We start from the raw sequence: 26,935 nt of genomic DNA, 5'->3' as shown, positions 1-26,935 counted from the left end.
CATGACCCTCTTCGCTCCGTTTCCGCCGCTCGCCCAACTCGCCGCCGACCTCGCCGCCGGCGCCACCACGAGCCGCGCGCTCGTCGACGCCGCCCTCGAACGGATCGCCGACCCGGCGGGCCAGGGCGCAATCGCCTTCACCGACGTCGACGCGGCCGGCGCGCGCGCGGCCGCCGACGCGCACGACCGGCTGCGCGCGGCCGGTACGGTGCTGTCGCCGCTCGCGGGCATCCCGGTGTCGATCAAGGACCTGTTCGACGTCGCGGGCCAGGTGACCCGCGCCGGTTCGCGCGCGCTCGCCGGCGCCCCACCCGCCGCCGCCGACGCGCCCGTGGTCGGCCGCCTGCGGCGCGCGGGCGCCGTGCTGGTCGGCCGCACCAACATGAGCGAATTCGCGTTCTCGGGGCTCGGCCTCAATCCGCACTACGGCACGCCGCGCTCGCCGTACCGCCGCGACGTCGCGGGCGACGCGCGGATCGCGGGCGGCTCGTCGTCCGGCGCGGCCGCATCGGTCGCGGACGGCATGGCCGCCGTCGCGCTCGGCACCGACACCGGCGGCTCGATCCGGATTCCCGCCGCGCTGTGCGGGCTCACCGGCTTCAAGCCGACCGCGAGCCGGATCCCGCGCCAGGGCGGCGTGCCGCTGTCGACGACGCTTGATTCGTTCGGTCCGATCGGCGTGTCGGTCGCGTGCTGCGCGCTGGTCGACCGGGTGCTGGCCGGCCTCGAGCCGCGCGTGCCGGCGCGCCGGCCGCTCGAAGGCGTGAGGCTCGGCGTGCTCAACCACTACGTGACGGACGGCGTCGACGCCGAGGTGGCCGCCACGCTCGACACCGCGCTCAAGCATCTCGAAGCGGCGGGCGCGATCGTGTCCGAGGTGCGCTTCGCGCCGCTCGACCGGCTGCCCGAGATCAACCGCTTCGGCTTCGCGCCGATCGAGGCCTACGCCTGGCACCGCCCGCTGCTCGCGCAGCACCGCGCGGACTACGACCCGCGCGTGCTCGTGCGGATCCTGAAGGGCGAGCCGGCGAGCGCGGCCGACTACCTGGACCTGATGGCCGCCCGCGCGGCCATGCTGGACGAGGCTGAGCACACGATCTGGCAACGCTTCGACGCGCTCGTCGCGCCGACCGTGCCGGTCGTGCCGCCGCGCATCGCCGACCTCGAACACGACGACGAAGCGTTCACCCGCGTCAACGCGCTGATCCTGCGCAATCCGAGCGCGTTCAACTTCCTCGACGCCTGTGCGCTGTCGCTCCCCTGCCATCCGCGCGACGCGGCGCCCGTCGGGCTGATGCTCGCGGCCGGGCCGCACCGCGACGACGCGCTGCTGTCGATCGGCCAGGCGGTCGAGGCGGTGCTCCATACGATCCGTTGAAGCGGCGACGGGGAATGACACGAGGTTCGCGCTAAAATCCGACGATTCGATTTTCTGACCGACCGAAGGAAACCCGTCTCCGATGAACGATTTCACGCTCTCGCTGCGTCGCGAACGACGCCTGCTGGTGCTGCTCGGCCTCGTCTGCCTTGCGCTGCTGGCCGGCGCGCTCTACCTGCAATACGTGAAGAACGAGGACCCGTGCCCGCTGTGCATCATCCAGCGCTACTTCTTCTTGCTGATCGCGGTGTTCGCGTTCATCGGCGCCGGGCTGAAGGGCTGGCGCGGCATCGCCCTGCTGGAACTGCTGATCGTGCTGACGGCGGCGGCCGGCGTGGGCACCGCGGCCCGCCACCTGTACCTGCAGCTCAACCCGGGCTTCAGCTGCGGCTTCGACACGCTGCAGCCGATCGTCGACAGCCTGCCGCCCGCGCAATGGCTGCCGGGCGTGTTCAAGGTCGCCGGGCTGTGCGAGACCGTGTACCCGCCGATCCTCGGCATCCTGCTGCCGGGCTGGGCGCTGATCGGCTTCGCCGTGATGTTCGTGCTGGTCGCGGCCGGGCTGTGGCGCAACCGGCGCCGCATCGCCGCGTGAGCGCGCCGGCGCGCGGCGGTTTTCCGCCGCCGCGTGTAAACACCTAAGCCGTTCCGGCCCGCATTCAACCACGGGCCGCGCGCCCGGCGGCGCCCCGTTCGCCGCCCCGCCCGGCCTTGCTCGGCGCGTCGCCGCGCCCCACCGCAACTTCGGCCTGTCGCGCGAATCCTACGATCGTCATGATCGCCACCGAATAGCCCGCATCAGCACCGCGCCATACTGTCGGTATTTGGCGGTGCTATCTTGATTTCCGGATGGCGATCTACGTGCGCGAGGCCGGTGTTTCCCGGCCGGCGTAACGCGCGCCTGATCCGCAATGTCGCCTGGATTGACCATGACAACGCAAACCATCCGCTTCCTGCGCCGCGGCCTTCGCGCCGCGCCCGCCCATGCCGCCCCGCATCGCTCGCGGGTGCGCCGTGGCGCAATCGCGCCCGCCGCCGCGCAGCGCGCGCGCCGCCAGCCCCGCCTCGCCGCCTCGTCCGCGCGCCGCCCCCGCCGCGCGCCGCGCATCGGCCTGCCGCGCCACCGCGCCGCCGCAGCCTGAACCTGGAGACCCGTCGGATGGAAACCTGGCTGACCGACCTGCAACGTCTGCTCGCCCACGGCGACGCGGCCGTCCTCGTGACGGTCGTGCGCGTCGAGGGCTCCGCGCCGCGCGCGGCCGGCACCAAGATGCTCGTCACGCGCGAGGGCGCCCGCCACACGATCGGCGGCGGGCATCTCGAATGGAAGGCGATCGAACTCGCGCGCCAGTTGCTGAAGGAAGGCGCGCACACGCCGCACGCGCGCCGCCTCGCGCGCCTGCCGCTCGGCCCGAGCCTCGGCCAGTGCTGCGGCGGCGCCGTCACGCTCGGCTTCGAGCGGCTCGATATCGGCGACCTCGGCTGGCTCGCCTTGCTCGCGAAACGCGTCGCGGCAGGCGAGGCGACGGTGCGTAGCGTATCATTCGGCCCCTCGCCCGACGCGGTGCTGCTGAGCGAGCCGGCGCCCGGCGTCGCGCGCGCCGACTGCCTGCTGTGGGGCGACGCTGCTGCGCCGGGCGCCGCTGCGCCGCTGCTGACCGAGACGATCGCGCCCCATGAATTCGCGGTGGTGCTGTTCGGGGCGGGCCACGTCGGCGCGGCGCTCGTGCGCGTGCTCGCGACGCTGCCGTGCCGGGTGCGCTGGGTCGACGAGCGCGACGCGCAGTTTCCGCCACCCGCCGCGCTCGCCGGCCTCGACAACCTGACGATCGACGCCAGCGACGCACCGGACGAAGCGGTCGACGCCGCCCCGCCCGACGCCTATTTCGCCGTAATGACGCACAACCATGCGCGTGACCTCGATCTCGCCGAGCGGATCCTGCGGCGCGCCGATTTCGCGTTTTTCGGCATGATCGGCTCGCAGACGAAGCGCGCGCAGTTCGAGCATCGCCTCGCCGCGCGCGGCATCGATCCGCGCCAGATCGCGCGGATGCAATGCCCGATCGGCGTGCCCGGCATCGTCGACAAGGCGCCCGAGGTGATCGCGATCTCGGCGGCCGCGCAGATCCTGCAGGCCGTCGACGCGCAGGCCGCGCTCGCGCGCGGCGAAAGCGCGAACCCCACTTTCTGAACCGACCAAGAACAGACACATCATCATGACGCCGACTTTCAAGGACAAGATCGCCCGTGCACCGAAATCCGAGCTGCACATCCACATCGAAGGTTCGCTCGAACCCGAGCTGATCTTCGCGCTCGCGCAGCGCAACGGCGTGAAGCTCGCGTACGACTCGATCGACGCGCTGCGCGCGGCCTATGCGTTCACCGACCTGCAATCGTTCCTCGACATCTACTACGCGGGCGCGAGCGTGCTGCTCACCGAGCAGGACTTCCACGACATGACGGCGGCGTACGTCGAGCGCGCGCTCGCCGACAACCTCACGCATACCGAGCTGTTCTTCGATCCGCAGACCCACACCGCGCGCGGCGTGCCGATCGCGACCGTCGTGGCCGGCATCGAGCGCGCGCTCGCGACGGCCGAGGCGCGCGGCCTGTCGAGCCGGCTGATCCTGTGCTTCCTGCGCCACCTGTCCGAGGAAGACGCGCTCGCCACCTTCGAGGAAGCGCTGCCGCTGTTCGAGCAATACCAGCATCGGCTCGTCGGCGTCGGGCTCGATTCGTCGGAGCGCGGCAATCCGCCGTCGAAGTTCGAGCGCGTGTTCGCGAAGGCGCGCGCGCTCGGCCTGAAGCTCGTCGCGCACGCGGGCGAGGAAGGCCCGCCCGCCTACGTGTACGAGGCGCTCGACCTGCTCAAGGTGGACCGCATCGATCACGGCGTGCGCAGCATCGAGGATCCCGCGCTGGTCGAGCGGCTCGCCGCGTCGCGCATGGCGCTGACCGTGTGCCCGCTGTCGAACCTGAAGCTGTGCGTGTTCGACGACATGGCGAAGCACACGCTGAAGGACCTGCTCGCGCGCAACGTGGCCGTGACCATCAATTCCGACGATCCGGCCTACTTCGGCGGCTACGTCAACGACAACTTCTTCGCGACGGTCGAAGCGCTGCAGCTCGATGATCAGGCGGTCTACACGATCATCCGCAACGGCTTCGACGCCTCGTTCGTGAGCCCCGAGCAGCGGGCCGCGCTGATCGCGCAGCTCGACGCCTACTGGCACGCGGCCTGATCCCGCCCCGGACCGCGCCCGTGCCTCGCCGTTCGCCCCCACCCCCACGTGCCCATCACCGTCCCCATGACAACAGACACTGAGGAGAGCTGCACCAATGGACATCTATGACGGCACCCGCGCGCCGGCCTCCGGCTCGGCGCTCGACCGCTACTTCGGCATCCGCGCGGCGGGCTCGCGCCTGCGCACCGAGATCGTCGCGGGCATCACGACCTTCCTGACCGCGATGTACATCATCGTGGTCAATCCCGGCATCCTGTCGCAGGCCGGCGTGCCGTTCGCGGCGGCGCTCACCGCCACGGTGATCGTGAGCTTCCTCGGCAGCTGCGCGATGGGGCTGTACGCGCGCAACCCGGTGCTGGTCGCGCCCGGCATGGGGATGAACGCCCTCTTCGCGTTCGTGATGGTGCACGGCGGCAAGATGCCGTGGCAGACCGCGCTCGGCTGCGTGTTCTGGGCCGGCGTGATCTTCGCGACGCTGGCCGCGTTCAACGCGCGCAAGCTCGTCGTCGACGCGATTCCGGCCAACCTGCGGCACGCGGTGTCGTGCGGGATCGGCCTGTTCATCAGCCTGATCGGGCTCGTCAACGCGAAATTCATCATCGGCGACCCGGTGACGATCGTCCACTCGGCCTCGCTCAACCCCGTGATCGTCACCTTCCTCGTGGGGCTCGCGATCACGACCGTGCTGGTGGTGCGCCGCGTGACCGGCGCGCTGATGATCGGCATCGTGGCGACGACGCTGCTCGCGATCCCGATCGGCCGCGTCTGGGGCGACGGCAGCGCCTACTGGCCCGCCGCCATCGCGACGCCGACGCTCGTCAACTGGAACGGCCTGTTCGCCGCGCCGGACTTCTCCGCGATCGGCCAGCTCGACCTGCTCGGCGCGCTCAAGGTGATCTACTGGCCGTTCATCTTCGTGATGCTGTTCACCGCGTTCTTCGACGCGTTGTCGACCTTCATGGCGATCTCCGAAGCCGGCAACCTGCTCGACGAGCACGGCAATCCGCGCAACATCCGCCAGTCGATGATGGTCGACGCGTTCTCGGCGCTCGTCTCCGCGCCGCTCGGCACGAGCCCGGCGAACGCCTACATCGAATCGGCCGCGGGCATCTCGGCGGGCGGCCGCACGGGCCTCGTCGCGGTGGTCGCGGGGCTGTGCTTCCTGCCGTTCCTGTTCCTGTCGCCGCTGCTGTCGCTGGTGCCCGCGATCGCGACCGCGCCCGCGCTGATCCTGGTCGGCGTGTTCATGATGGAGTCGATCACCAAGATCGAGTGGCACCGCTTCGACGAGGCGATCCCCGCGTTCCTCGCGATGATCCTGATCCCGCTCACCTACTCGATCACCGACGGCATCGCCTACGGCTTCCTCGCGTTCGTCGTGCTGAAGCTGTGCACCGGCCATCGCCGCGACATCAAGCCGGCGATGTGGGTGGTCGCGGCGCTGTCCGCGCTGCTGCTCACGCAGCTCTGACCCGCGCGAGGCTCCCATCATGACGCAATCCGCTTTCCGCGCGCGGCTCCTGACCTTCACCGGCGACCCCGCGCAGGACGCCGACGCGGTCCGCTTCGAAGAGGACGGGCTGCTGCTCGTCGAGCACGGCCGGGTGGTCGCCGCGGGCGCCTACGCGGCGCTCGCCGGCCGGCTCGCGCCCGACGCGCAGCTGACCGAGCTGCGCGACCGGCTGATCGTGCCGGGCTTCATCGACACGCACATCCACTACCCGCAGACCGACATGATCGCGTCGCCTGCGCCCGGGCTGCTGCCGTGGCTCGACACCTACACGTTCCCGACCGAGCGGCGCTTCGAGGACCCCGCCCACGCGCGCGACGTCGCCGAATTCTTCGTCGACGAACTGCTCGCGTGCGGCACCACGACCGCGCTCGTGTACTGCACGGTGCATCCGCAGTCGGCCGACGCGCTGTTCGCCGCGAGCGACGCGCGCAACCTGCGGATGATCGCGGGCAAGGTGCTGATGGATCGCAACTGCCCGGCGTTCCTGCGCGACACCGCGCAATCGGGCTACGACGACAGCGCGGCGCTGATCGCGCGCTGGCATGGTCGCGGCCGGCAGATGTACGCGCTCACGCCGCGCTTCGCGCCGACCTCGACCGAGGCGCAGCTGGAAGCCTGCGGCGAGCTGGCGCGCCGGCACCCGGACGTGTTCGTGCAGAGCCACGTCGCCGAGAACGTCGACGAGGTGAAATGGGCGGCCGAGCTGTTTCCCGGCCACCGCAGCTACCTCGACATCTACGACCGCTACGGGCTGCTGCGCCGGCGCGCCGTGTACGGCCACTGCATCCACCTCGACGACGAGGACCGCCGCCGCATGGCCGAGACGGGCACCGTGGCCGCGCACTGCCCGACCTCGAACCTGTTCCTCGGCAGCGGCCTGTTCGACTTCGACCGGGCCGACGCGGCCGGCATGCCGGTCACGCTCGCGACCGACGTCGGCGGCGGCACCGCGTTCTCGATGCTGCAGACGATGAACGAGGCGCACAAGATCGCGCGCCTGGGCGGCCATCATCTGACGGCGACCCGGATGTTCTGGCTCGCGACCGCCGGCGCGGCGCGCGCGCTCGACCTCGACGCGCAGGTCGGCACGCTCGCGCCGGGCGCGGAAGCGGACTTCGTGGTGCTCGATCCGGCCGCGACCCCGCTCCTCGCGCGCCGCAGCGCGCGCGCCGAATCGCTCGAGGAGCTGCTGTTCGCGCTCGCGCTGCTCGGCGACGATCGCGCGGTGGCGTTCACCTACGCGGCCGGCCGCTGCGTGCACCGGCGCGACGACGCGCGCGGCCCGGCCGGTCGCGGCCCGGCCGATCGCCCAGCCGGCGCGCACTGACCCGCGCCTGCCCCGCCCGGCGCTGCCGGGCGGAACCTTTCCAACGCGAAAGGCAGCGTGCTAGAATCCGCTCCTCATTGGGGAGTAGCCGCTCCGCGCGATCACCGCCACCCAGGCGGGCCGCATCGCGACGGGGGCGTCCGTCAACAGACTTGGCCGTCGCGGCCATGGCGGACGCAGCAGACACTGTCAGCCTGGCGAGACCGATGGTCCTCTGCGCGCCGTACATGGGCCCGGCGCGCGGCGGATCGTCGCTCGCACACACAACAGGCCCGAGGATGTCCCCACGTGAGTCAAGCCTTCCTGATCTCCACCGGCGCAGTCGCGCTTGCCGAAATCGGCGATAAAACCCAACTGCTGTCGCTCGTGCTGGCCGCGCGCTATCGCAAGCCGGTCCCGATCATCCTGGGCGTGCTGGCGGCGACCCTGATCAACCATGCATGCGCGGGCGCGCTCGGCGAGTGGCTCGGCGCCTACGTGACGCCGTCCGTGATGCGCTGGGCGCTCGCCGCGTCCTTCATCGGCATGGGTCTGTGGATCCTCGTGCCGGACAAGCTCGACGCCGACGAGGCCAATGCGAACCGCTCGAAGCTCGGCGTGTTCGGCGCGACCTTCGTCGCGTTCTTCCTCGCGGAAATGGGCGACAAGACACAGCTCGCGACGGTCGCGCTCGCGGCGCGCTTCCAGGATTACGTGGGGGTGGTGGCCGGAACGACGTTCGGCATGATGCTCGCGAACGTGCCGGCCATCGTGCTCGGCGACCGCTTCGCGCACCGTCTGCCGACCAAGGTGGTGCACGGCGTCGCCGCCGTGCTGTTCGTCGTGCTGGGCGCGCTCGCGCTGTTCGGCGTCGGCCTGTAGGCGCGGCCGCCGCGCGCCGTACGGCGCGCGGCTTTCATCGGGTTTACTTGACCGTCGCGCCGGACGCCGCCGTGGGGGGCGCGGCGGCAGGCATGACCGAGCGTTCGTTGACGCCCGGGGCCGCCGGGCCGCCGCGCTTGTCGATCGGCAACCGCACGGTATGCACGATGCCGTTGCCGAGCGGGAAATCGGCGAGCGCGGCGCGCGCCAGGTACGGCATGGCCCACAGCAGCGACGAGCCCTCGCCCGCGTTGCGCGCCGTCACGTTGTAGACCTCCTTGCCGGTGGCGCGCTCCGTGATGCGGAGGTCGAGCGTGCGGTCGAAGATCTGGTAGGTCTGGTTCACGTAGGCGGGCGGGTACGGGCCCCACGGACCGAACGGCCCCCACGGGCCGCCGCGCCAGTACGGCCCCGGCGCGAACCACGGATCGTAGTACACGGGCTGCGGCACCGTGACCCGGTCGCCCTTGATCGAGTAGGTCAGCCCGACCAGATAGCGGGCCTGCGGCTCCGGCACCTGCCGGAACGCATACAGCGACAGCTCGTTCGCGACCACCCGTTCATAGGTGGCCTGCTCGAGGCTGTTCTGCTGGTCCGCCGCGCGGGCGAACGCATAGGTGCGGGTGGCGTCGCTGCCGCTCCAGTCGGAGAACGCGGTGACCTGCGTGTTCACGTAGCTCGTGCAGCCCGCCAGCAGTGCGAGGCAGGCGACCGCCAGCCAGGTCGCGCCGCGGGTGATTCGATTGCGCTTCATGTTGATTCGTCCTCTTTATGCGTGGGCCGTGCATGCGGCATCGCGATCATACGATCGCCCGGCAGGCATTACCACGCCGATAATGCAAAGACCATGCGAGCCGGTAAAAAGTTCGTCCCGCGCGCCATCGCCAGGCTTTGTACAATGGCTGTTCGCCGCTTTGCGCCACGAGCGCGAAGGGGCCCTCATCCTCATCATCGCCCACGATCAACATGTCCGATACCGCCGCTACCTCCGCCGTGATCCGCCGCGCCGACTACACGCCGCCCGCGTTCCTGATCGACACCGTCTCGCTCGAATTCGACCTCGTCCCGGCCCGCACCGTGGTCCGGAACACGATGCGGGTGCGCCGCAATCCGGCCGCCGCGCCGGCGCCGCACCTGGAGCTGCGCGGCGAGGCGCTGGCCTTCATCGGCGCATGGCTCGACGGCGCGCCCCATGCGGCCGTGCGCGCGCACGAGCACGGCCTGACGGTCGAGAACCTGCCCGATGCGTTCGAGCTGACGCTCGAGAGCACCTGCGCGCCGGACCAGAACACGACGCTGTCGGGCCTCTACGTGTCGGGCGGCAATTTCTTCACGCAATGCGAGGCGGAGGGCTTCCGCCGCATCACCTACTTCCTCGATCGCCCCGACGTGATGGCCACCTACACCGTCACGCTGCGCGCCGACCGCGCCGCCTACCCGGTGCTGCTGTCGAACGGCAACCTGATCGAAGAAGGCGAGCTGCCCGACGGCCGCCACTACGCGAAATGGGAAGACCCGTTCCGCAAGCCGAGCTACCTGTTCGCGCTGGTCGCGGGCAAGCTGGTCGCGATCGAGGAGACGATCACGAGCGGCTCGGGCAAGGACAAGCTGTTGCAGGTGTGGGTCGAGCCGCACGATCTCGACAAGACCCGCCATGCGATGGATTCCCTGATCCATTCGATCCGCTGGGACGAGCGCCGCTTCGGGCTGGAACTCGATCTCGACCGCTTCATGATCGTCGCCGTCAGCGACTTCAACATGGGCGCGATGGAGAACAAGGGGCTCAACATCTTCAACACCAAGTACGTGCTCGCGAATCCGGAAACGGCCACCGACGTCGATTTCGCGAACATCGAATCGGTCGTCGGCCACGAGTACTTCCACAACTGGACCGGCAACCGCGTCACCTGCCGCGACTGGTTCCAGCTGAGCCTCAAGGAAGGCCTGACGGTATTCCGCGACCAGGAGTTCTCGGCCGACATGGCCGCGGGCGACGCCGACGATCCGGCCGCGCGCGCGGTGAAGCGCATCGAGGACGTGCGCGTGCTGCGCCAGCTCCAGTTCGCCGAGGACGCGGGCCCGATGGCGCACCCGGTGCGCCCCGAGAGCTACGTCGAGATCAACAACTTCTACACGATGACCGTCTACGAGAAAGGCTCGGAAGTCGTGCGGATGTACCAGACGCTGTTCGGCCGCGACGGCTTCCGGCGCGGGATGGATCTCTACTTCGCGCGCCACGACGGCCATGCGGTGACCTGCGACGACTTCCGTCACGCGATGGCCGACGCAAACCAGCGCGACCTCGCGCAGTTCGAGCGCTGGTACAGCCAGGCCGGCACGCCGCGCGTGACGGTCTCGACCGCCTACGACGCCGCCGCGCGCCGCTACACGCTCACCCTCAAGCAAGGCTACGGCGACGCCGCGCCGGCCGCCCGCGACACGCAGAAGGGTCCGCTGCCGATCCCGTTCGCGATCGGCCTGATCGGCCGCGACGGCCGCGACCTGCCGCTGCGGCTCGACGGCGAGGCCGCCGCGAGCGGCACGACGCGGGTCCTCGAATTCACGCAGGCCGAGCAGACCTTCACCTTCGTCGACGTCGCCGAAGCGCCGCTGCCGTCGCTGCTGCGCAACTTCTCGGCGCCGGTGATCGTCGAATACGACTACAGCGCCGAGCAGCTCGCGTTCCTGCTCGCGCACGACAGCGATCCGTTCAACCGCTGGGAAGCCGGCCAGCGGCTCGCGACGCGCGCGCTGCTCACGCTCGCCGAGCGCGCGGCCGCCGGCCAGCCGCTCGCGCTCGACGACGGCTTCGTCCCGGCCTTTCAGCGCGTGCTGACCGATGCGTCGCTGTCGCCCGCGTTCCGCGAGCTGGCGCTCACGCTGCCGTCGGAGGCCTACCTGGCCGATCAGATGCGCGAGGCGGACCCGGCCGCCGTGCATCGCGCCCGCCAGTTCGTGCGGCAGGCGCTCGCGAACGGCCTGCGCGCCACCTGGCTGCAGATCCACGCCGATCATCAAACGCCCGGCGCCTACGCGCCGACGCCCGAGGCGGCCGGCCGCCGCGGGCTCAAGAACCTCGCGCTGTCCTACCTGGCCGAGCTGGAAGACCCGGTCGACGCGACCCGGCTCGCCGGCGCGCAGTACGACGCGGCGAACAACATGACCGACCGCACCGGTGCGCTGGGCGCGCTGCTGCTGGCCGCGCCCGTCTCGACCGCCGCGGCGGCCGAGGCCGAACGCGCGCTCGCCGATTTCTACCAGCGCTTCGAACACGAGGCGCTCGTGATCGACAAGTGGTTCGCGATGCAGGCGGCGCGGCGCGGCACACCCGGCCAACCGACGCTCGACCTCGTTCGCAAGCTGTTCCAGCACCCGGCCTTCAATCTGAAGAACCCGAATCGCGCACGCTCGCTGGTGTTCGGCTTCTGTTCGGCGAATCCGTCGCAGTTCCACGCGGCGGACGGCTCCGGCTATGCGTTCTGGGCCGAGCAGGTGCTCGCGCTCGATGCGATCAATCCGCAGGTCGCCGCCCGCCTCGCGCGCGCGCTCGAACTGTGGCGCCGCTTCACGCCGGCGCTGCGCGAGCAGATGAAGGTCGCGCTCGAGCGCGTGGCCGCCGGCGCGAAATCGCGCGACGTGCGCGAGATCATCGAGAAGGCGCTCGCCTGAGCCGTTTCGGGCCGCGGCCATGAAAAAACCGGCATCGCAGGCGATGCCGGTTTTTTTCTTGGCGGGTGCGCCGCGCGTCAGACCGTCGCGGCCACGCCCTCGCGCACACGCCGCGCGGCCGCGACCATCGCCGTCAACGCGGCATCCACCTGCGCCCACTCGCGCGCCCTGAGGCCGCAGTCGGGATTCACCCACAGACGTTCCGCCGGAATCCGTTCGAGCGCGCGCGTGAGCGCGCCCGCGATCTCGTCGACGCCCGGCACGCGCGGCGCATGGATGTCGTAGACGCCGGGGCCGATCTCGTTGGGATACGCGAACCCGTCGAATGCATCGAGCAGGCCCTGGTTCGCGCGGCTCGTCTCGATCGAGATCACGTCCGCATCGAGCGCGGCGATCGTCGGCAGGATGTCGCCGAACGCGGCGTGGCACATGTGCGTGTGGATCTGGGTCGCGGCGCCCACCCCCGATGACGCGACCCGGAACGCGCGCACCGCCCATTCGAGATACGCCGCGCGCTCGCGCGCCTTGAGCGGCATCCCGTCGCGCAGCGCCGGCTCGTCGATCTGGATCATGCCGATCCCGGCTTTCTCCAGGTCGATCGTCTCCTGTCGCAACGCGAGCGCGATCTGCAACGCGGTCACCGCGCGCGGCTGGTCGTCGCGCACGAACGAACCCTGCAGCATCGTCACCGGGCCCGTCAGCATGCCCTTCACGGGCTTGTCGGTCAGGCTCTGCGCATACTGCGCCCAGCCCACCGTGATCGGCTCCGGCAGATAGACGTCGCCGTAGATCAGCGCCGGCTTCACGCACTGCGCGCCGTCGTGCTGCACCCAGCCCGCGCGCGTGAGCGCGAAGCCCCACAGCTGCTCGCTGAAATACTCGACCATGTCGCTGCGCTCCGCCTCGCCGTGCACCAGCACGTCGAGGCCATAGGCGAGCTGCTTGTCGATCGCGACCTTCACCTGGTCGCGCATCGCTTCCAGATAGCCGAGATGATCGAGCGCGCCCGCTGCGAACGCGGTGCGCGCCGTGCGGATCTCGTCGGTCTGCGGAAACGAGCCGACCGTCGTGGTCGGCAACAGCGGCAATTGAAAGCGCGCGCGCTGCAGCGCCGCGCGCGCCGGATAGGCGGCGCTGCGCTGCGCGTCGGCGTCGGTCAGGCTCGCCACGCGACGCTGGACCAGCGGATTGTGAATCCGCGCCGAGGTCCGGCGCGACGCCAGCGCGGCCGCCGCCGCGTCGAACTCGGCCGCCATCGCCCGCCGCCCGTGCACGAGCGCGTCGCGCAGCACCGCGACTTCGCGGGTCTTCTGCGCCGCGAACGCGAGCCAGGATTTCAGTTCGTCGTCGAGCCGCGCCTCGCCGCGCAGGTCGACCGGGACGTGCTGCAACGCGCAGCTCGTCGCGATCCACAGGCGTTCGCCGAGCCGCTCGCGCACCGGCGCGAGCCGCGCCAGCGAACGCTCGAGGTCGTGCCGCCAGACGTTGCGGCCGTCGACGATCCCGCACGACAGCACCTTGTCCGCCGGATAATCGGCCGCGAATGCGTCGAGCGACGTAGCGACGCCCGACGTAGCGACGCCGGCACAATCGACATGCAGCCCCGCGACGGGCAGCGACTTCAGCAACGCGGCATGCTCGCTCACGTCACCGAAGTACGTGCTCAGCAACAGCCGCGGTGCATGCGGCGCGAGCGTCTGATAGGCCGCGGGCACCGCGTCGCGCCACGCCGCGGGCAGATCGGCTGCGAACAAGGGCTCGTCGATCTGCACCCACTCGACCCCGTCCGCCTTCAGACGCGCGAGCAGCACCTGATACGCAGGCAGCAGGCGCGGCAACAGCGCCAGACGGTCGGCCAGCCCCTCGCCCTCGCGGCCGAGCCAGAGCAGCGTCAGCGGGCCGATCAGCGCGACCTTCACGGGATGCCCGAGCGCGCGCGCCTCGCGCAGTTCGTCGAACAACCAGTCGACACCCGCGCCGAATTGCGTCTGCGGGCCGTACTCGGGCACCCGGTAACGGCTGTTGGTATCGAACCAGGCAGCCGAATCCATCGCGGGCTGCGCAGCGTCGCCGCGCGCCGCCGCGAAATAATCGGCGAGCGTCAGCGCGCGCGGATCGAAGCCGAAGCGCGCCGGCAGGCCGCCGAGGTACGCGAGCGTCGTCAGCACGGGGTCGTACCACGCGAAATCGCCGACCGTCACCCAGTCCAGCCCGGCGTCGCGCTGCACGCGCCAGTGCGCGGCGCGCAATGCGCGCCCCGTCTCCCGCAACGCCCGTTCCGCGTCCGCGGACTGCCCCGCCTGCCAGTAGCGCTCGAGCGCGTCCGGCAACTCCCGCTGCGCGCCAATGCGCGGAAAGCCCAATACGTGCGCCGTGCTCATCGGATCCTCCTGTTTCGAACCGGCGATCAGTATCGGATTTGCCTTATCATTACTCAAACGAAAGTTTTTTCAGATCAAAATGAATATTTTTCAACATCACGGCCGCGCACGATGATCCGCTCCCCTCTCGAACTTCGCCACCTGCAAACCCTGGCGGCGCTGCGCGACACCGGCAGCCTGTCGCGCGCCGCGCAATGCCTGTGCGTCACGCAATCGGCGCTGTCGCACCAGCTGAAGGCGCTGGAAGCGCATTTCGGGCTGCCGCTGTTCATCCGCAAGTCCGCGCCGCTGACCTTCACGCCCGCCGGCAAGCGGCTGCTCGCGCTCGCCGAGGCCGTGGTGCCGGCGATCGAGGAGGCCGAGCGCGACGTCGCGCGGCTCGCGCAAGGCACGGGCGGCACGCTGCGGATCGCGGTCGAGTGCCACACCTGCTTCGATTGGCTGATGCCCGCGATGGATGCGTTCCGCCAGCGCTGGCCCGAGGTGGAACTCGACATCGTGTCGGGCTTCCACGCCGACCCGATCGGCCTGCTGCACCAGGATCGCGCCGATCTCGCGATCGTCGCCGAGGCCGATGCGAGCGAGGCCGTGGTCTACCACCCGCTGTTCCGCTTCCAGATCGTCGGCCTGATCGCCAACGATCACACGCTCGCGTGCCGCGACGCGCTGGAGGCCGACGATTTCCGCGCCGAGACGCTGATCACCTACCCGGTGCCCGACGACATGCTCGACATCATGCGCCAGGTACTCAAGCCGGCCGGCATCGAGCCCAGGCGGCGCACCTCGGAGTTGACCGTCGCGATCCTGCAGCTGGTCGCGAGCCGGCGCGGGGTCGCGGCGCTGCCGCTGTGGGCGGTCGCGACCTACCTCGACAAGCATTACGTGAGCGCGCGCCCGGTGCATCGCGCCGACGGCACCCCTCTGTCGGGCGAGCTGTACGCGGCGACCCTGCCGGCGTTCGCGAGCCGTCCGTACGCGGCCGACTTCGTCGCGACGATGCGCGAGACCAGTGTGATCGCGCTGCCGGAAATCGAGCTGCTGTGAGCGCGCGAGGCCGCCCAGCACGCGAAAAACCGCGTGGCGGCGGGTGCGGCGGGTAAAATCGGGGCTGTTTACGCATTCTTCGCCTCCTGGAGCCTCGCCATGTCCATTACCCGACGCACCACGCTGTCCAAGTTCCTGATCGAACAGCAGCGTGCGACCAACAACCTTCCCGCCGACCTGCGCCTGTTGATCGAAGTGGTCGCGCGCGCCTGCAAGGCGATCAGCTACAACGTGTCGAAGGGCGCGCTCGGCGAGGCGCTGGGCACCGCCGGCAGCGAGAACGTCCAGGGCGAAGTCCAGAAGAAGCTCGACATCCTGTCGAACGAAATCCTGCTCGACGCCAACGAATGGGGCGGCAACCTCGCCGCGATGGCGTCGGAGGAAATGGAAACCTTCTTCCCGATCCCGGCCAACTACCCGCGCGGCGAATACCTGCTGGTGTTCGATCCGCTCGACGGCTCGTCGAACATCGACGTCAACGTCTCGATCGGCACGATCTTCTCGGTGCTGCGCTGCCCGGACGGCAAGCAGGCGACCGAGGAATCGTTCCTGCAGCCGGGCACGCGCCAGGTCGCGGCGGGCTACGCGGTGTACGGCCCGCAGACGGTGTTCGTGCTCACCACCGGCAACGGCGTCAACTGCTTCACGCTCGATCGCGAAGTGGGCTCTTGGGTGCTCACGCAGAGCAACATGCAGATCCCGGCCGACACCCGCGAATACGCGATCAACGCATCGAACGCGCGCCATTGGTACGAGCCGGTGAAGCGCTATGTCGATGAAGTGAACGCAGGCGCGGAAGGCCCGCGCGGCGAGAACTTCAACATGCGCTGGATCGCCTCGATGGTCGCCGACGTGCATCGGATCCTGAATCGCGGCGGCATCTTCATGTATCCCGCCGACAAGCGCACGCCGGATCGTCCGGGCAAGCTGCGTCTGATGTACGAGGCGAACCCGATGTCGTTCATCGTCGAGCAGGCGGGCGGCGCGGCCAGCACCGGCGCCGAACGGATTCTCGACGTGCAGCCGACCGGCCTGCACCAGCGCGTGTCGGTGATCCTCGGTTCGAAGAACGAAGTCGAGCGCGTCGTCCGCTATCACGAGGAAGCACGCTGACGTGCCCCACCACGATGCGCGGGAAATCGCGCATCGTGGGACGACGGAATGTCCGGGCGATCGATCGTGTACGCGTCGGTCGCCGGATTTTTCGGGATATGTCCGGCCTTCCGGCCTGCACGCGCCATGCGTGCAGACGAAGAATCGCGCCAGATCAAAGAGTTAGCGAGAGTTGCCCGATGGGCATAAAAAATTTCGCAAAACCTATTGCCAAGCCCTTGGATATCACCCTATAATTTCATTTCTCTGTTGCCGGAGTAGCTCAGTCGGTAGAGCAGCGCATTCGTAATGCGAAGGTCGGTGGTTCGATTCCTCTCTCCGGCACCAACAGAATCCAAAAGGGGTACAACGTTCTCGTTGTACCCCTTTTCCGTTTGGGCGATTGCCCGCTCTCGTTTTCATTCACGCCGGCACGCCTGCCGCAAATCGCCGCGATGGCCCGTCGGTCGCATCGAATCCCGCTCACGTCGACGCCTGCGACAAGGAACGCAACCGCCACACGGCCTTCTTCGCATCCGAATTCAGTCGGCACGCCCCGTCCGGCATGCCGAGCGTGTGCGGGTGACGGACGCGAACTCATCGCGTGCGACTCGCCGTCATCGATTTGCGCGACCTTCCGAACGCATGGCCGCGAAACCTCGTGCATTGCGCTCTCTCTCGCTGCAACGCGGACGCGTCGCCGGCCCCGGTTTCCCGTGATCGCGAGAATTGCGTGTTGATCCGCGCCCCGATCTGCCCGCCGGCGCGGCAACGGCGCACCCCGATGACGCCGCCGCACACGACAAGCTGCATCGCGTTCCTTGTATGCGCGAGCCCCTGTCGCGATCGATGACGTCGTCGCTCATGATGCCCATGAAACCTCTTCAGACGTGTATGCAGGCATTCGTCGTCGCCCACGCGCTCACATGCCTGATCATGCAGAACTCACGGCGACCGACATGCCTCTGATATGGACGACGATGCACTGCGGGCGCTTTTGAAGCTTGCCGCTCACGACCGCGATCGCGCTCCCCCGGTCGAGGCGCTTGGGTGCGGATCGGAGAATGCACGCATATCGGCGTCGCTCGACGTCGCCACCCGCCTCGACCAAACAAGGCAGGCCGCGCGCACCCGAACACACGACCCCGACGCGGCCGACACCACCGCAGCGCGCTGCGGCTTCATATTGGATGCCTCTGAACGGAATTGATCGACAGCCCCTCTCCGATGTTCGACCACCGGCCAGCCCACTCATCCGTCGCACGATCCACGCTTCACGGGCTCGCCATCACGCCAACCGCCCTCGACGATCAGATAATTTTTACACATGCAAAGTAAAAATTACATCGATTGAATTCGAATCGATTAGCGACAAAAACATCAATCCACGTTCGACCACAAAATAATTAATAAAAAAGAACGAATCATCGACTGATGTCCAATTCGCCCCTTCGAACACTCGCCAGAAACTGCTTAAATTGCCCGCGACGCACCCGCCCCGCCATCATGCAACGGAGCGCACCGCGCCTCCCAAAGAGCTTTCGCACAAGGCCGCACGCCCTGCACCATCTCGCCCGCCCCTCCAGCACGCGCAGCAGACTGCCCCAGCAACAGCACCACGCCTCCCAAAAAGCAACAAATCGTAATTGCGATTGTTTTTCAAAAAAATTTGCTTAGGAGTATAAATAATTCAGATTTTCAACTTTACATCGCTATAATCCCATTTTTTGAAATTAACGGGATCATGATGTCTCGCCTCTCCCCCACCCCGTCCATCCCACCACTCGTAGATTCCGCCGCCGATGCGCGCCATGCACGCCGCCGATTCCTTGCGGGGTTGCTGGCCGGCGCCGGCTCGCTGACCCTCGCCGGATGCGGCGGCGGGGATGGCGGTGGTCCGGGCAACGCCGACGCGTCTGCCGGCACCGGCGGCGGAGCGACATCCGGCGGCGGCGGTACATCGACGCCCACGGAATCGGCCTCCGGCACGACCACCCCGCCCGTCGCGACGTTGACCGACAGCGGCGGACAAAGCTGGCGAATCGCGAATGGCCGGGTTCTGAACAACGAGGTCGACACGCGCTTTCCGTCCACCGCGACACTGCTGCTCTACTGGAACCACACGGTCTACGCGGAGAACGCGAGCGCGCAATGGTGGGTCTATCAGTCGGGCAACTGGACCGCCGCGACCGATCCGCGCGCGACCCGGCCCGCGCCGGCCGCGCAGAAGCTGTTCTACGGTATGAACGGCCACATGGGGTGGGCCGAGTCGATCTATGCCAGCATGCCCGCCGCGCAGCAATTGCAGGCGCTGAAGGACCTCGGCGTGACCTGCTATCGCGCGGACGTCGCCAGCGCCGACATGGCGCGCACGCTCGCCGTCGCGCTGCACGGACCGTTCGCGAACAGCGGCGTCACGATCCTGCCATGCCTGAATCCCAGCGCCGCGCTGCAACAGACGATGTCCGAGACGGACGCCTACGCGGTCGGCTTCCGGCTCGCCGCCTCGGTCGCAGGCATACTGAAGGGGCTCGTCACGCACATCGAATGCGGCAACGAACTCGATGCCTACGGCCTCGTCACTGGCCTCGGGCCGTCACCCGCCGACTACAACCCCGCCTACTGGCCGGCATTCCGCGGCGCGATCCGCGGCATGATCGACGGCGTGCGCTCGGTCGACCCGACGATCCGCTGCGGCGTCGACGTCGGCGTGCCGCTCGCGTATGGCGCGCTGCAGATGCTGTGGAACGGCATCCAGCCCGACGGTTCCGCGAGCGGGCGCGGCGGCGCGACGCCGGTGCGCTGGGACGTGACGATGTACCACTGGTACGAGTCGTCCGGCGACATCGAACACGCGGGGCCGAGCGGCTCGCTCAACGTGCTGCGCATCCTCGCCGATTCGTTCGGAGTGCCAATTTGGCTGACCGAATGGGGCTTCAATGCCAATCTCGATACGCCGGCCCAACAAGCCGATTACGTGACGCGCGCACTGACCCAGTATTACACGGTCCGCTCGCAGTACAACCTGGAGTCGGTCATGCTCTATCAATTGATCGATCTATCCAACAACCTGTTCGGCCTCGTCGACACGAACGGCGTCACGAAAAAAACAGCCTACGCGGCATTCAAGAATTTCACCGCCGCTCATCCCGTCTGATCTGGCCTCGACCGCCTGCGCGCCGTCCGGCTTACCCGACCGGCGCGCAAAATTGATTCGTCATCCGAGCCATCTGCTTACATTTTCATTTCACACGGAGGTGGATTCCACGTACAAAAAACGGTTGGAAAATCGACCCAAGGATGCATAACATTACTTAACGATCCTGACCCGTCTATTGCTGCGCTTCTTGCAGTACATTGCGTGGGCGACGCTCCGGATCGGTGCGCCCGTTGTGTCGAGTACCGATCGACCACCAGCGTCGGTTCATTTGAAGAACTTCACAAGGAGAAGACCACCATGGCTCATGGCTTGATTATGTGGCTCATCATCGGCGCGATTGCCGGCTGGCTCGCCGGGCTGCTCGTCAAGGGCGGCGGATTCGGTTTGCTGGTCGACATCATCGTCGGCATCGTCGGCGCCATCATCGGCGGCTGGCTGGCCGGCCTGCTCGGCATCAGCATCGGCAGCGGCTTCATCGGCTCGATCATCGTCGCGGTGATCGGCGCCGTGATCCTGTTGTTCGTGATCCGTCTATTCAAGCGGGCCGCCTGACGGTCTTGCGCCCGGCGGCCGCTCCGGCCGCCGGGCCTGTTTCTCCCTCCATCGGCGCACGCCGGTCGGCAAGTCTTTCCCCGCTGTTCCCGTATCGATGCCTCCGGAAGCGCACATGCGCCCTACGCATCGCCGGCCAACGACGTGCGCGAGCGGCAACGGCTTGGGCCGGATAGCGTCGGCACGCGATTCACTCGCTTATCGACGCGCTTCGGTTCGATCCATGCGCAACGGCCGATCACCGCGCCGAGATCACCAATGCCGCCGCACCGCTCCCCGACTACGGCCCAGGCTTGCGCTCATGCGTGAGGATGTCGGCTCACGCACGATCGATTCGACCGCCGCCAGCGCTTCTTGCGAATCCGCACAATGGACAACCGACGGGCGTGCGGCTGTGCCGTCCGCCGCACGCCCCGCTGCCGGCGCCCATGATGGATAAATGTCCAGCCCATCGGCATACGGGGAGCCCCCACGCGATCGAGCCAAGCGGGCGCGGTAGACGGCGCCCGATGCGATTTGTGTGAACCAGCACGCGTACAAGAATCAATCCCCCGGTCACACTGCGGCCGAGGGCGAGATGCGCGCGGAAACCGAAACGGCGGAACGAGCGGATCCGATGTCATCCTGCGTCTGCAGCGCAGGGTCGCAGACGCCGCACGGCACGTCGACTCCGCGGCAGTACGCTCATGCGCACACCGTCGACGATGGGTGAAAACACGCGGAATCGCCGGACCGGACCGCCATCGCATCGCCCCCCATCACCACACGCAAGGAACGCGATGCGCGCGATGGCGTGCGATGGCGTGCGATCCCGGAACCCTGTCCCGCTTCGCCCCTGGCATGCCGCGCCGCAGCATGTACGATTTTCGCAACAAAGCGGCGTCGAAACAATTCGACACTGGCGTCAGGCAAAGGCTGCGGCCGATAATCGATTTACCGCAAGGAGAATGATCATGGACGAAAAGCCAACGCGCATGCCGCCTCCCGAGAAAGTGATGAGCCCGGATCCGGAACCCGTGGCCGTCGAATTTCTCGCCGAACTGCCGGACCACGTTCGGGCCTTCTTCGACGAGCAGCACAAGCTGTACTCGCCGAAGTGACCGCTCGTTCGGATACGGCGCATTCCGGCCTGTGAACCGTCGCGCGAGCGCGAACGATTCCGTGCGGACTTCCGCCCTCCCGTCTCGGCAAGCCATATGCCACCTGGGCCGCACCGGCCAGCCGGGTGTGTTCGGCCGCGCCTGCTGATCTCCTGCCGCGCCGCAGCGCGGTATCTTCGCTTATCCTTCGGTTTTTAATCTCCCGGCCTCGCGCCGCACCGCCTGTCACCCGATGAAACCAACGATTCTCGCGCGCCTCACGGCCGCGTCGCTGGGCCTCGCCATGCTGGCCGCCCCGCACTTCGCGCGCGCCGACGGCGACGACACCGCGCTTACCAACCTCGTCGCGCTCGCGTCGCAGCGCCTTGCGCTGGCCGAGCCGGTGGCGCGCTGGAAGTGGGCAAACCACAAGCCGATCACGGATCCGCGCCGCGAGGCTGAATTGCTGGCCAGCGTCGAGCGACGCGCGGCGGCAAGCGGCATCGAGCCGGCCTATGCGCGTGCGTTCTTCGAGGATCAGATCGCCGCGAGCAAGATCGTGCAGGACGCCTTGTTCACGCAGTGGCGCGCCACTCGCGCGCCGGATGGCCCGGCGCCCGATCTCGCGACCCAGACGCGCCCGCAACTCGATCGCCTCACGCAAGCGCTGCTCGCCGGCCTCACGCGCGCCGCACCGCTGCGCGACGCGCCCGATTGCCCGTCGCGGCTCGCGCGCAGCATCGCAAACTGGAAAACGCTGACCCGCTACGATTCCGGGCAGTCCGTCGCGCTGGACACCGCGCTGTCGCACGTCTGCAGCGCAGGCAGCGCGAGCCGCGTCGGCTGACGCCGCCTCACGCGGCCGCGGGCGCGAGCGGCACCAGCTGCAGGCCGCGCGCCAGATGGGTCTGGAGGATCCGCTGGACCGCCGGCACAAAGGCGCCGTCGGCGCCCGCCGCCACGATCGCGGCGGCTTCCGCGATCGATCGCACCGCGCCCAGGTAGCGCCAGCGGTCGATCACGTGGAATCCGCTCACCGCGCCCTGCTCCTCGAACACGACCGGGCCGGTGAACGGCCAGGGCAGTTCGCCGGCCCGTCCACGCGCCTTCGCCTCGGTCGGCTTGCGGTTGAACTGAGGCGTCAATTCGGCAATCCAGGCCGCCTCCGCCAGCATCGCACCCAATTCGCCGGGCGTTTCGCGCCAGGCGACCCGGCGCACCTGCGCGGCGATGCGCAGTTCCTTCGCCGAGCGCCGCTCCCCCGTCAACAGCGACCGCAACCGCTGCCGGACCCGCACGCTGCGCGCGACATAGAGCGGCGCGTCGTCCTCGCCGAACAGCGCATAGGCGCCGTGTCCGGCGGGCGCGGACTCCAGCAGTTCCTCGGTCACGCTTCCCGCCAGCCGGTAATGACGCGTCGTGCGCGCGATCTGTTCGCGCAGCCGCTCGACCGGCACCTGATCGTGCAGGCGTCGCCAGAACTGCCAGATCAGGTCGGCGTCGGCGAGCGCACGGTGGCGTGCGCTGGGCACGAGCCCATGCCGTTCGATCAACGCGTCGAGCCCGTGGCGCGCATCGCGCGGAAACAGCGCGCGCGACAGGCGCACCGTGCACAACACGTCGGGATTGAAGGCGAGGCCCACGCGCTGGAATTCCGCGCGCAGGAAGCCGCGATCGAAGCTGGCGTTATGCGCGATGAACAGCTTGCCGTCGAGACGCTCGAACAGCGCGGGCGCGAGCGTGTCGAAGGTCGGCGCATCCCGCACCATCTCGTTGGTGATGCCGGTGAGCTGCTGGATGAACGGCGGAATGGATTGCAGCGGATTGACGAGCGTCGTCCAGGTGGACAGGGTGCCATCCGCGCCGACCTCGACAATGCCGATGTCGGTGATGCGGTGGTCGGCGGCGGAGCCGCCTGTCGTTTCCAGGTCGACGAACACGATCGGCGCGTCGGTCGCCGGGTGGAGCAATTGCGATTCGGACATGAGTAGCTAGAGACGGCGCTTCCTGTTTCGGTGCAGTATGCGCCGGATTCTGCGCGGCGCCAGCCGGCATTCTACCCGTCATGAAAACCAAAACCCCCGCCTGGGGCGGGGGCTCGCACGACCCTCATGCGCTTCCGGCGTTCAAAGCGCCTGGATATTCGCGGCCTGCTTGCCCTTGGGGCCGGTTTTTACTTCGAACGACACCCGCTGATTTTCCTTCAAGGTCTTGAAGCCATCCATCCGAATTTCGGAAAAATGTGCAAACAAATCCTCACCGCCATTGTCCGACGTAATAAAGCCGAAGCCCTTAGCATCGTTAAACCATTTCACGATACCGGTATCCATATTCCAAGTTCCCCACTAAATTTAAATAAATCGGGCTGCGCCCTTATGCCGTCACTAAAAATCCCTCATCCCCCACCCTCGTAACCGGAGGCAGAAAGCACCGAAGGCTTAGTGCTGCTTTTATAAATTGGAGCATCCAATTCAGTCAAGAAAATTTTTGATGACCGCTTATCTTAATTGACGCTAATACATCTGGAATCGGTACACTTCCTACAAAAGATTAATATTTTGCAACGACACCTGTCATTATTGCCGGGTGGGATTAGGAAATATCCGTTCGATCGCAAATTCTACCTGCGAGAAGAAAAAGTCACATTGACTCAGTATTTATCCGCATTGTATTTCATAAAAACATTCGTCAAGCTGACTCGCGCCTGAACAGTGCCTGAATGGCTCGGGAGATTGTCATGCTGGATGGAATCCGACGCTTCGCTCATCGGCTCGGTTTTGCCCGCCGCAGGGTCGGACAAGATCGCACCCCGATTTCCTCCGACCTGCTCGATCCCGCCTTCGACACGAACTGGCACGGCGACCACTGGCAAAACCTGCTCGCCTCGCCGCTCGATGCTCGGCACTATGTGATGGAAGACTGGGCGCAGCCCGCGATGCCGCCCAGCGACGACACCGATGCAGCGCCGCCGGCACGTCGGCGTCGCTGGTATGAACAATAATCGGCGGGCAAAAAAAAGCGCGACCGGAAAGTCGCGCTGACAAAGGTTTGGAGATCTTTTCCGTCAACGAAAAAGTCTGCTTCGTAAAGCAGAGATTGCAGTATAGCGACTTGGCATGGCTTCATCAGCCATGCTCCGCACAAACCTCTATTGCCAAAGTGTCAATAATCACACGATTGGACGACGCTTGACCGGCCCCCTCCTTTGTCGCCAACGCGCAACGCGGTAATCGATTCGTAACCCTGAAAATCCCCTCCGAATTGCGAGCCGGCCTTGCCCGGCAAGGCTTTCGGCCGAGTCCGAAATCATTGCGTGAACTTAAATTAATTATTGCTTAATCTGGAATCAGCGGACGCGGACCTCGCTCTCTACACTCAAGTCGCTTGGAACGGGCGTCGTGGCGCCCGATGCATTTCCCTCCGGGGCGCCCCCCTCTCGCAGCGCCGCCCCGGAGGCGCCCAACAATGCGGGCCAGAGCGTCATCCATCCTGTACCGAACGGAGATAGATCAATGAAAAAGACTCTCATCGTGGCAGCCCTTTCCAGCGTCTTCGCGAGCGCGGCGTACGCGCAAAGCAGCGTCACCTTGTACGGCCTGATCGATGCCGGCATCACCTACGCGAACAACCAAGGTGGCCACAGCGCGTGGTCGGAAACGAGCGGCTCGGTGAACGGCAGCCGCTGGGGCCTGCGCGGCGCAGAGGATCTCGGCGGCGGCCTGAAGGCGATCTTCGTGCTGGAGAACGGCTTCGGCATCAACAACGGCACGCTCAAGCAAAACGGGCGCGAATTCGGCCGCCAGGCGTTCGTCGGCCTGTCGCATGACCAGTTCGGCGCGGTGACGCTGGGCCGCCAATACGACAGCGTCGTCGACTTCATCGGCCCGCTGTCGCTGACTGGCACGCAGTTCGGCGGCACTCAGTTCGCCCACCCGTTCGACAACGACAACCTGAACAATTCGTTCCGGATCAATAACGCGGTCAAGTACACCAGCGCCAACTACGGCGGCCTGAAACTCGGCGCGTTGTATGGCTTCTCGAACAGCACCCAGTTCTCGAACAATCGCGCCTACAGCGTCGGTGCGTCGTACAGCTACGCCGGCTTCAACATCGGCGCCGGCTACCTGCAGCTGAACAACAGCGTCACGGGCCTGACGGCTCCCGCGGTGAGCAATTCGGGCGGCGCGGTGGCGGGCGACAACACCTTCGTCGGCCAGCGTCAGCGCGTGTTCGGCGGCGGCATCAACTACACCTACGGTCCGGCGACGGCAGGCTTCGTGTTCACGCAGACCCGCGTGGATTCGGGTCTCGCCATCGGTTCCGGCGCGTCGGGCCTGTCGAACGGCGTGTCGCTCAACGGTTCGTTCGTCCGCTTCAACAACTATGAAGTGAATGCCCGCTATGCATTCACGCCGGCCTGGACGCTGGCCGGCTCGTACACCTACACCGCGGGCTTCCTCAACAACGGCCATCCGGGCTGGAACCAGTTCAACCTGCAGACCGCCTATGCGCTGTCCAAGCGGACCGACGTGTACCTGCAGGGCGAATACCAGAAGGTCAGCCCCGACGGCACGGGTCTCGGCGCCTACATCAACGGCATCGGCGGCGCGTCGTCGAGCGAGAAGCAGATCGCCGTCACGGCCGGCCTGCGCCACCGCTTCTGAGCGGGCAGCATACGCCGCAGTGGAAAGCGCCCCGATGGGGCGCTTTTTTCATGATCGGTCGCACGGCACGCGGTTCAGACCGCCCCGCCCGGCGCCGGATAGCGAACGTCCAGCACGTCGATCGGCTCCGGACCGAGCGGCGTCATCAAGGTGACCGTATCGCCGACACGGGCTTTCAACAATGCACGCGCCACGGGCGAGATCCAGCTCACGCGCCCATGATCGAGGTCGACCTCGTCGACGCCGACGATCGTGATCGTATGGTCCTCGCCGTCCCGCGTCGCATAGTCGACCGTCGCGCCGAAGAACACCTGGTCGGTACTCTCCTGACGGCTCGCGTCGACGACTTCCGCGAGATCGAGACGCTTCGTGAGAAAGCGGATGCGCCGATCGATCTCGCGCAGACGGCGCTTGCCATAGATGTAGTCGCCGTTCTCCGAACGGTCGCCGTTCGAGGCGGCCCACGATACGAGGCGCACCACCTCCGGACGCTCGACGTCGATCAGTTGCAGCAGTTCGTCGCGCAGGCGCTGGTGCCCGGCGGGCGTGATGTAGTTCTTCGCCCCCGCCGGAATCGCGGGTTGCGCGTGATCGAGGTCGTCGTCGTCCCCGTCCGGCTCCTTCACAAACGCCTTGTTCATACGTACACGGTCAACAGCATGGATGAGGCCTCCAAGGGTACACGAACGGCTTGTCCCAATAAATTGCGAAAGACCACTTCCCTTTTTATTTTCCTTTGCTATAATCTCACTTCTGCGTGCGGCTGTAGCTCAGTTGGATAGAGTACTTGGCTACGAACCAAGGGGTCGTGGGTTCGAATCCTGCCAGCCGCGCCACTTTTCCAAGGGCCTTCTCCCGAGAAGGCCCTTAACAATTCGAAGTAGCACCGCTTTGCGTGCGGCTGTAGCTCAGTTGGATAGAGTACTTGGCTACGAACCAAGGGGTCGTGGGTTCGAATCCTGCCAGCCGT

At 67.4% G+C, this 26,935-nt stretch carries 23 protein-coding genes, 3 tRNA genes and 1 riboswitch; of the genes, 21 read left to right on the top strand and 5 right to left on the bottom strand.

The window, feature by feature from the left end:
* Window position 1: 1 nt before the first annotated feature.
* The 8 genes from AC1RQF_RS19795 (at window position 2) to AC1RQF_RS19760 (ending at window position 8,324) form a co-directional block, all read left to right on the top strand.
* Window positions 2–1,378, top strand: coding sequence for an amidase (locus tag AC1RQF_RS19795; protein ID WP_492872774.1), 1,377 nt, complete (start codon window positions 2–4; stop codon window positions 1,376–1,378).
* 82 nt (window positions 1,379–1,460) lie between these two features.
* A complete protein-coding gene (locus tag AC1RQF_RS19790) occupies window positions 1,461–1,973 on the top strand; it encodes a disulfide bond formation protein B (RefSeq protein WP_274001818.1) in 513 nt (170 codons plus the stop codon).
* Window positions 1,974–2,307: 334 nt separating this feature from the next.
* Window positions 2,308–2,520 (top strand): hypothetical protein, encoded by a 213-nt coding sequence (locus tag AC1RQF_RS19785; protein WP_492872773.1) that lies wholly within the window; start codon window positions 2,308–2,310, stop codon window positions 2,518–2,520.
* A gap of 17 nt (window positions 2,521–2,537) precedes the next feature.
* Window positions 2,538–3,569: a xanthine dehydrogenase accessory protein XdhC gene (gene xdhC, locus AC1RQF_RS19780; protein WP_492872772.1), complete on the top strand. Its 1,032-nt coding sequence runs from the start codon at window positions 2,538–2,540 to the stop codon at window positions 3,567–3,569.
* Window positions 3,570–3,594: 25 nt separating this feature from the next.
* On the top strand, window positions 3,595–4,620 hold the full coding sequence (locus AC1RQF_RS19775; protein WP_492872771.1) for an adenosine deaminase: 1,026 nt from the start codon (window positions 3,595–3,597) through the stop codon (window positions 4,618–4,620).
* A 97-nt stretch (window positions 4,621–4,717) separates the two neighbouring features.
* Entirely contained in the window at window positions 4,718–6,094 is a 1,377-nt protein-coding gene (locus tag AC1RQF_RS19770; protein WP_274001811.1) for an NCS2 family permease, read from the top strand.
* Window positions 6,095–6,113: 19 nt separating this feature from the next.
* Window positions 6,114–7,463: a guanine deaminase gene (guaD, locus tag AC1RQF_RS19765; protein WP_492872770.1), complete on the top strand. Its 1,350-nt coding sequence runs from the start codon at window positions 6,114–6,116 to the stop codon at window positions 7,461–7,463.
* 67 nt (window positions 7,464–7,530) lie between these two features.
* Window positions 7,531–7,659: riboswitch (yybP-ykoY riboswitch) on the top strand.
* Window positions 7,660–7,751: 92 nt separating this feature from the next.
* Window positions 7,752–8,324 carry a TMEM165/GDT1 family protein gene (locus AC1RQF_RS19760; protein ID WP_274001809.1) on the top strand — a complete coding sequence of 191 codons (573 nt, stop codon included), beginning with the start codon at window positions 7,752–7,754 and terminating at the stop codon, window positions 8,322–8,324.
* 43 nt (window positions 8,325–8,367) lie between these two features.
* On the opposite strand, the gene AC1RQF_RS19755 is transcribed toward AC1RQF_RS19760, so the two are convergent.
* The gene (locus AC1RQF_RS19755; RefSeq protein WP_274001808.1) at window positions 8,368–9,078 is read right to left on the bottom strand and encodes a DUF4136 domain-containing protein; all 711 of its coding nucleotides are present in this window, start codon (window positions 9,076–9,078) and stop codon (window positions 8,368–8,370) included.
* Between the two features lie 212 nt (window positions 9,079–9,290).
* Between AC1RQF_RS19755 and pepN the strand changes: the two genes are divergently transcribed.
* A complete protein-coding gene (pepN, locus tag AC1RQF_RS19750) occupies window positions 9,291–11,993 on the top strand; it encodes an aminopeptidase N (protein WP_274001806.1) in 2,703 nt (900 codons plus the stop codon).
* A gap of 77 nt (window positions 11,994–12,070) precedes the next feature.
* Here pepN and metE read toward each other — a convergent pair whose 3' ends face one another.
* Window positions 12,071–14,374, bottom strand: a complete 2,304-nt coding sequence (metE, locus tag AC1RQF_RS19745; protein ID WP_492872769.1) for a 5-methyltetrahydropteroyltriglutamate--homocysteine S-methyltransferase — start codon at window positions 14,372–14,374, stop codon at window positions 12,071–12,073.
* 111 nt (window positions 14,375–14,485) lie between these two features.
* Here metE and AC1RQF_RS19740 point away from each other — a divergent pair, with 111 nt between their 5' ends.
* The 8 genes from AC1RQF_RS19740 to AC1RQF_RS19705 all read left to right on the top strand — a co-directional run bounded on the left by AC1RQF_RS19740 (window position 14,486) and on the right by AC1RQF_RS19705 (window position 22,148).
* Complete coding sequence (locus AC1RQF_RS19740; protein WP_274001803.1) at window positions 14,486–15,418, top strand: LysR family transcriptional regulator; 933 nt, start codon at window positions 14,486–14,488, stop codon at window positions 15,416–15,418.
* A gap of 99 nt (window positions 15,419–15,517) precedes the next feature.
* Window positions 15,518–16,531: a class 1 fructose-bisphosphatase gene (locus tag AC1RQF_RS19735; protein ID WP_274001801.1), complete on the top strand. Its 1,014-nt coding sequence runs from the start codon at window positions 15,518–15,520 to the stop codon at window positions 16,529–16,531.
* A gap of 251 nt (window positions 16,532–16,782) precedes the next feature.
* A tRNA-Thr gene (locus tag AC1RQF_RS19730) sits at window positions 16,783–16,858 on the top strand.
* A 622-nt stretch (window positions 16,859–17,480) separates the two neighbouring features.
* The gene (locus AC1RQF_RS19725; protein ID WP_274001799.1) at window positions 17,481–17,720 is read left to right on the top strand and encodes a hypothetical protein; all 240 of its coding nucleotides are present in this window, start codon (window positions 17,481–17,483) and stop codon (window positions 17,718–17,720) included.
* A gap of 627 nt (window positions 17,721–18,347) precedes the next feature.
* Window positions 18,348–19,667, top strand: coding sequence for a glycosyl hydrolase (locus AC1RQF_RS19720; protein ID WP_274001796.1), 1,320 nt, complete (start codon window positions 18,348–18,350; stop codon window positions 19,665–19,667).
* A 300-nt stretch (window positions 19,668–19,967) separates the two neighbouring features.
* Window positions 19,968–20,222: a GlsB/YeaQ/YmgE family stress response membrane protein gene (locus AC1RQF_RS19715; protein ID WP_252983910.1), complete on the top strand. Its 255-nt coding sequence runs from the start codon at window positions 19,968–19,970 to the stop codon at window positions 20,220–20,222.
* A 953-nt stretch (window positions 20,223–21,175) separates the two neighbouring features.
* The gene (locus AC1RQF_RS19710; protein ID WP_252983905.1) at window positions 21,176–21,322 is read left to right on the top strand and encodes a hypothetical protein; all 147 of its coding nucleotides are present in this window, start codon (window positions 21,176–21,178) and stop codon (window positions 21,320–21,322) included.
* Between the two features lie 232 nt (window positions 21,323–21,554).
* Entirely contained in the window at window positions 21,555–22,148 is a 594-nt protein-coding gene (locus AC1RQF_RS19705) for a chorismate mutase (protein ID WP_492872768.1), read from the top strand.
* Between the two features lie 7 nt (window positions 22,149–22,155).
* Here AC1RQF_RS19705 and AC1RQF_RS19700 read toward each other — a convergent pair whose 3' ends face one another.
* The gene (locus tag AC1RQF_RS19700; RefSeq protein WP_274001792.1) at window positions 22,156–23,286 is read right to left on the bottom strand and encodes an exonuclease domain-containing protein; all 1,131 of its coding nucleotides are present in this window, start codon (window positions 23,284–23,286) and stop codon (window positions 22,156–22,158) included.
* Between the two features lie 141 nt (window positions 23,287–23,427).
* Window positions 23,428–23,631 carry a cold-shock protein gene (locus tag AC1RQF_RS19695; protein WP_252987407.1) on the bottom strand — a complete coding sequence of 68 codons (204 nt, stop codon included), beginning with the start codon at window positions 23,629–23,631 and terminating at the stop codon, window positions 23,428–23,430.
* Window positions 23,632–24,038: 407 nt separating this feature from the next.
* On the opposite strand from AC1RQF_RS19695, the gene AC1RQF_RS19690 reads away from it, so the two are divergent.
* Entirely contained in the window at window positions 24,039–24,302 is a 264-nt protein-coding gene (locus tag AC1RQF_RS19690) for a hypothetical protein (RefSeq protein ID WP_274001788.1), read from the top strand.
* A gap of 511 nt (window positions 24,303–24,813) precedes the next feature.
* A complete protein-coding gene (locus AC1RQF_RS19685) occupies window positions 24,814–25,965 on the top strand; it encodes a porin (RefSeq protein ID WP_274001787.1) in 1,152 nt (383 codons plus the stop codon).
* A 74-nt stretch (window positions 25,966–26,039) separates the two neighbouring features.
* Here the strand turns inward: AC1RQF_RS19685 and greB are convergent, their stop codons facing one another.
* Complete coding sequence (greB, locus tag AC1RQF_RS19680) at window positions 26,040–26,606, bottom strand: transcription elongation factor GreB (protein ID WP_274001786.1); 567 nt, start codon at window positions 26,604–26,606, stop codon at window positions 26,040–26,042.
* A gap of 118 nt (window positions 26,607–26,724) precedes the next feature.
* Here greB and AC1RQF_RS19675 point away from each other — a divergent pair.
* Both AC1RQF_RS19675 and AC1RQF_RS19670 read left to right on the top strand, forming a co-directional pair.
* Window positions 26,725–26,801 (top strand) — tRNA-Arg (locus AC1RQF_RS19675).
* A 61-nt stretch (window positions 26,802–26,862) separates the two neighbouring features.
* A tRNA-Arg gene (locus tag AC1RQF_RS19670) sits at window positions 26,863–26,935 on the top strand.

It is taken from the genome of Burkholderia sp. GW821-FHT14F03 (genome assembly GCF_058803765.1).
Note: the sequence above shows the minus strand (reverse complement) of the source record. Positions and strands in the feature narration are given on the sequence as shown.

Bases quoted from the DNA above. Each gene is read 5' to 3' on its own strand.
- greB (WP_274001786.1), bottom strand. From the start codon at position 26,606: ATGAACAAGGCGTTTGTGAAGGAGCCGGACGGGGACGACGACGACCTC.
- AC1RQF_RS19710 (WP_252983905.1), top strand. From the start codon at position 21,176: ATGGACGAAAAGCCAACGCGCATGCCGCCTCCCGAGAAAGTGATGAGC.
- metE (WP_492872769.1), bottom strand. From the start codon at position 14,374: ATGAGCACGGCGCACGTATTGGGCTTTCCGCGCATTGGCGCGCAGCGG.
- AC1RQF_RS19740 (WP_274001803.1), top strand. From the start codon at position 14,486: ATGATCCGCTCCCCTCTCGAACTTCGCCACCTGCAAACCCTGGCGGCG.
- AC1RQF_RS19790 (WP_274001818.1), top strand. From the start codon at position 1,461: ATGAACGATTTCACGCTCTCGCTGCGTCGCGAACGACGCCTGCTGGTG.
- xdhC (WP_492872772.1), top strand. From the start codon at position 2,538: ATGGAAACCTGGCTGACCGACCTGCAACGTCTGCTCGCCCACGGCGAC.
- AC1RQF_RS19705 (WP_492872768.1), top strand. From the start codon at position 21,555: ATGAAACCAACGATTCTCGCGCGCCTCACGGCCGCGTCGCTGGGCCTC.
- guaD (WP_492872770.1), top strand. From the start codon at position 6,114: ATGACGCAATCCGCTTTCCGCGCGCGGCTCCTGACCTTCACCGGCGAC.
- AC1RQF_RS19770 (WP_274001811.1), top strand. From the start codon at position 4,718: ATGGACATCTATGACGGCACCCGCGCGCCGGCCTCCGGCTCGGCGCTC.
- AC1RQF_RS19755 (WP_274001808.1), bottom strand. From the start codon at position 9,078: ATGAAGCGCAATCGAATCACCCGCGGCGCGACCTGGCTGGCGGTCGCC.
- AC1RQF_RS19735 (WP_274001801.1), top strand. From the start codon at position 15,518: ATGTCCATTACCCGACGCACCACGCTGTCCAAGTTCCTGATCGAACAG.
- pepN (WP_274001806.1), top strand. From the start codon at position 9,291: ATGTCCGATACCGCCGCTACCTCCGCCGTGATCCGCCGCGCCGACTAC.
- AC1RQF_RS19715 (WP_252983910.1), top strand. From the start codon at position 19,968: ATGGCTCATGGCTTGATTATGTGGCTCATCATCGGCGCGATTGCCGGC.
- AC1RQF_RS19685 (WP_274001787.1), top strand. From the start codon at position 24,814: ATGAAAAAGACTCTCATCGTGGCAGCCCTTTCCAGCGTCTTCGCGAGC.
- AC1RQF_RS19700 (WP_274001792.1), bottom strand. From the start codon at position 23,286: ATGTCCGAATCGCAATTGCTCCACCCGGCGACCGACGCGCCGATCGTG.
- AC1RQF_RS19785 (WP_492872773.1), top strand. From the start codon at position 2,308: ATGACAACGCAAACCATCCGCTTCCTGCGCCGCGGCCTTCGCGCCGCG.
- AC1RQF_RS19795 (WP_492872774.1), top strand. From the start codon at position 2: ATGACCCTCTTCGCTCCGTTTCCGCCGCTCGCCCAACTCGCCGCCGAC.
- AC1RQF_RS19725 (WP_274001799.1), top strand. From the start codon at position 17,481: ATGGACGACGATGCACTGCGGGCGCTTTTGAAGCTTGCCGCTCACGAC.
- AC1RQF_RS19690 (WP_274001788.1), top strand. From the start codon at position 24,039: ATGCTGGATGGAATCCGACGCTTCGCTCATCGGCTCGGTTTTGCCCGC.
- AC1RQF_RS19695 (WP_252987407.1), bottom strand. From the start codon at position 23,631: ATGGATACCGGTATCGTGAAATGGTTTAACGATGCTAAGGGCTTCGGC.
- AC1RQF_RS19775 (WP_492872771.1), top strand. From the start codon at position 3,595: ATGACGCCGACTTTCAAGGACAAGATCGCCCGTGCACCGAAATCCGAG.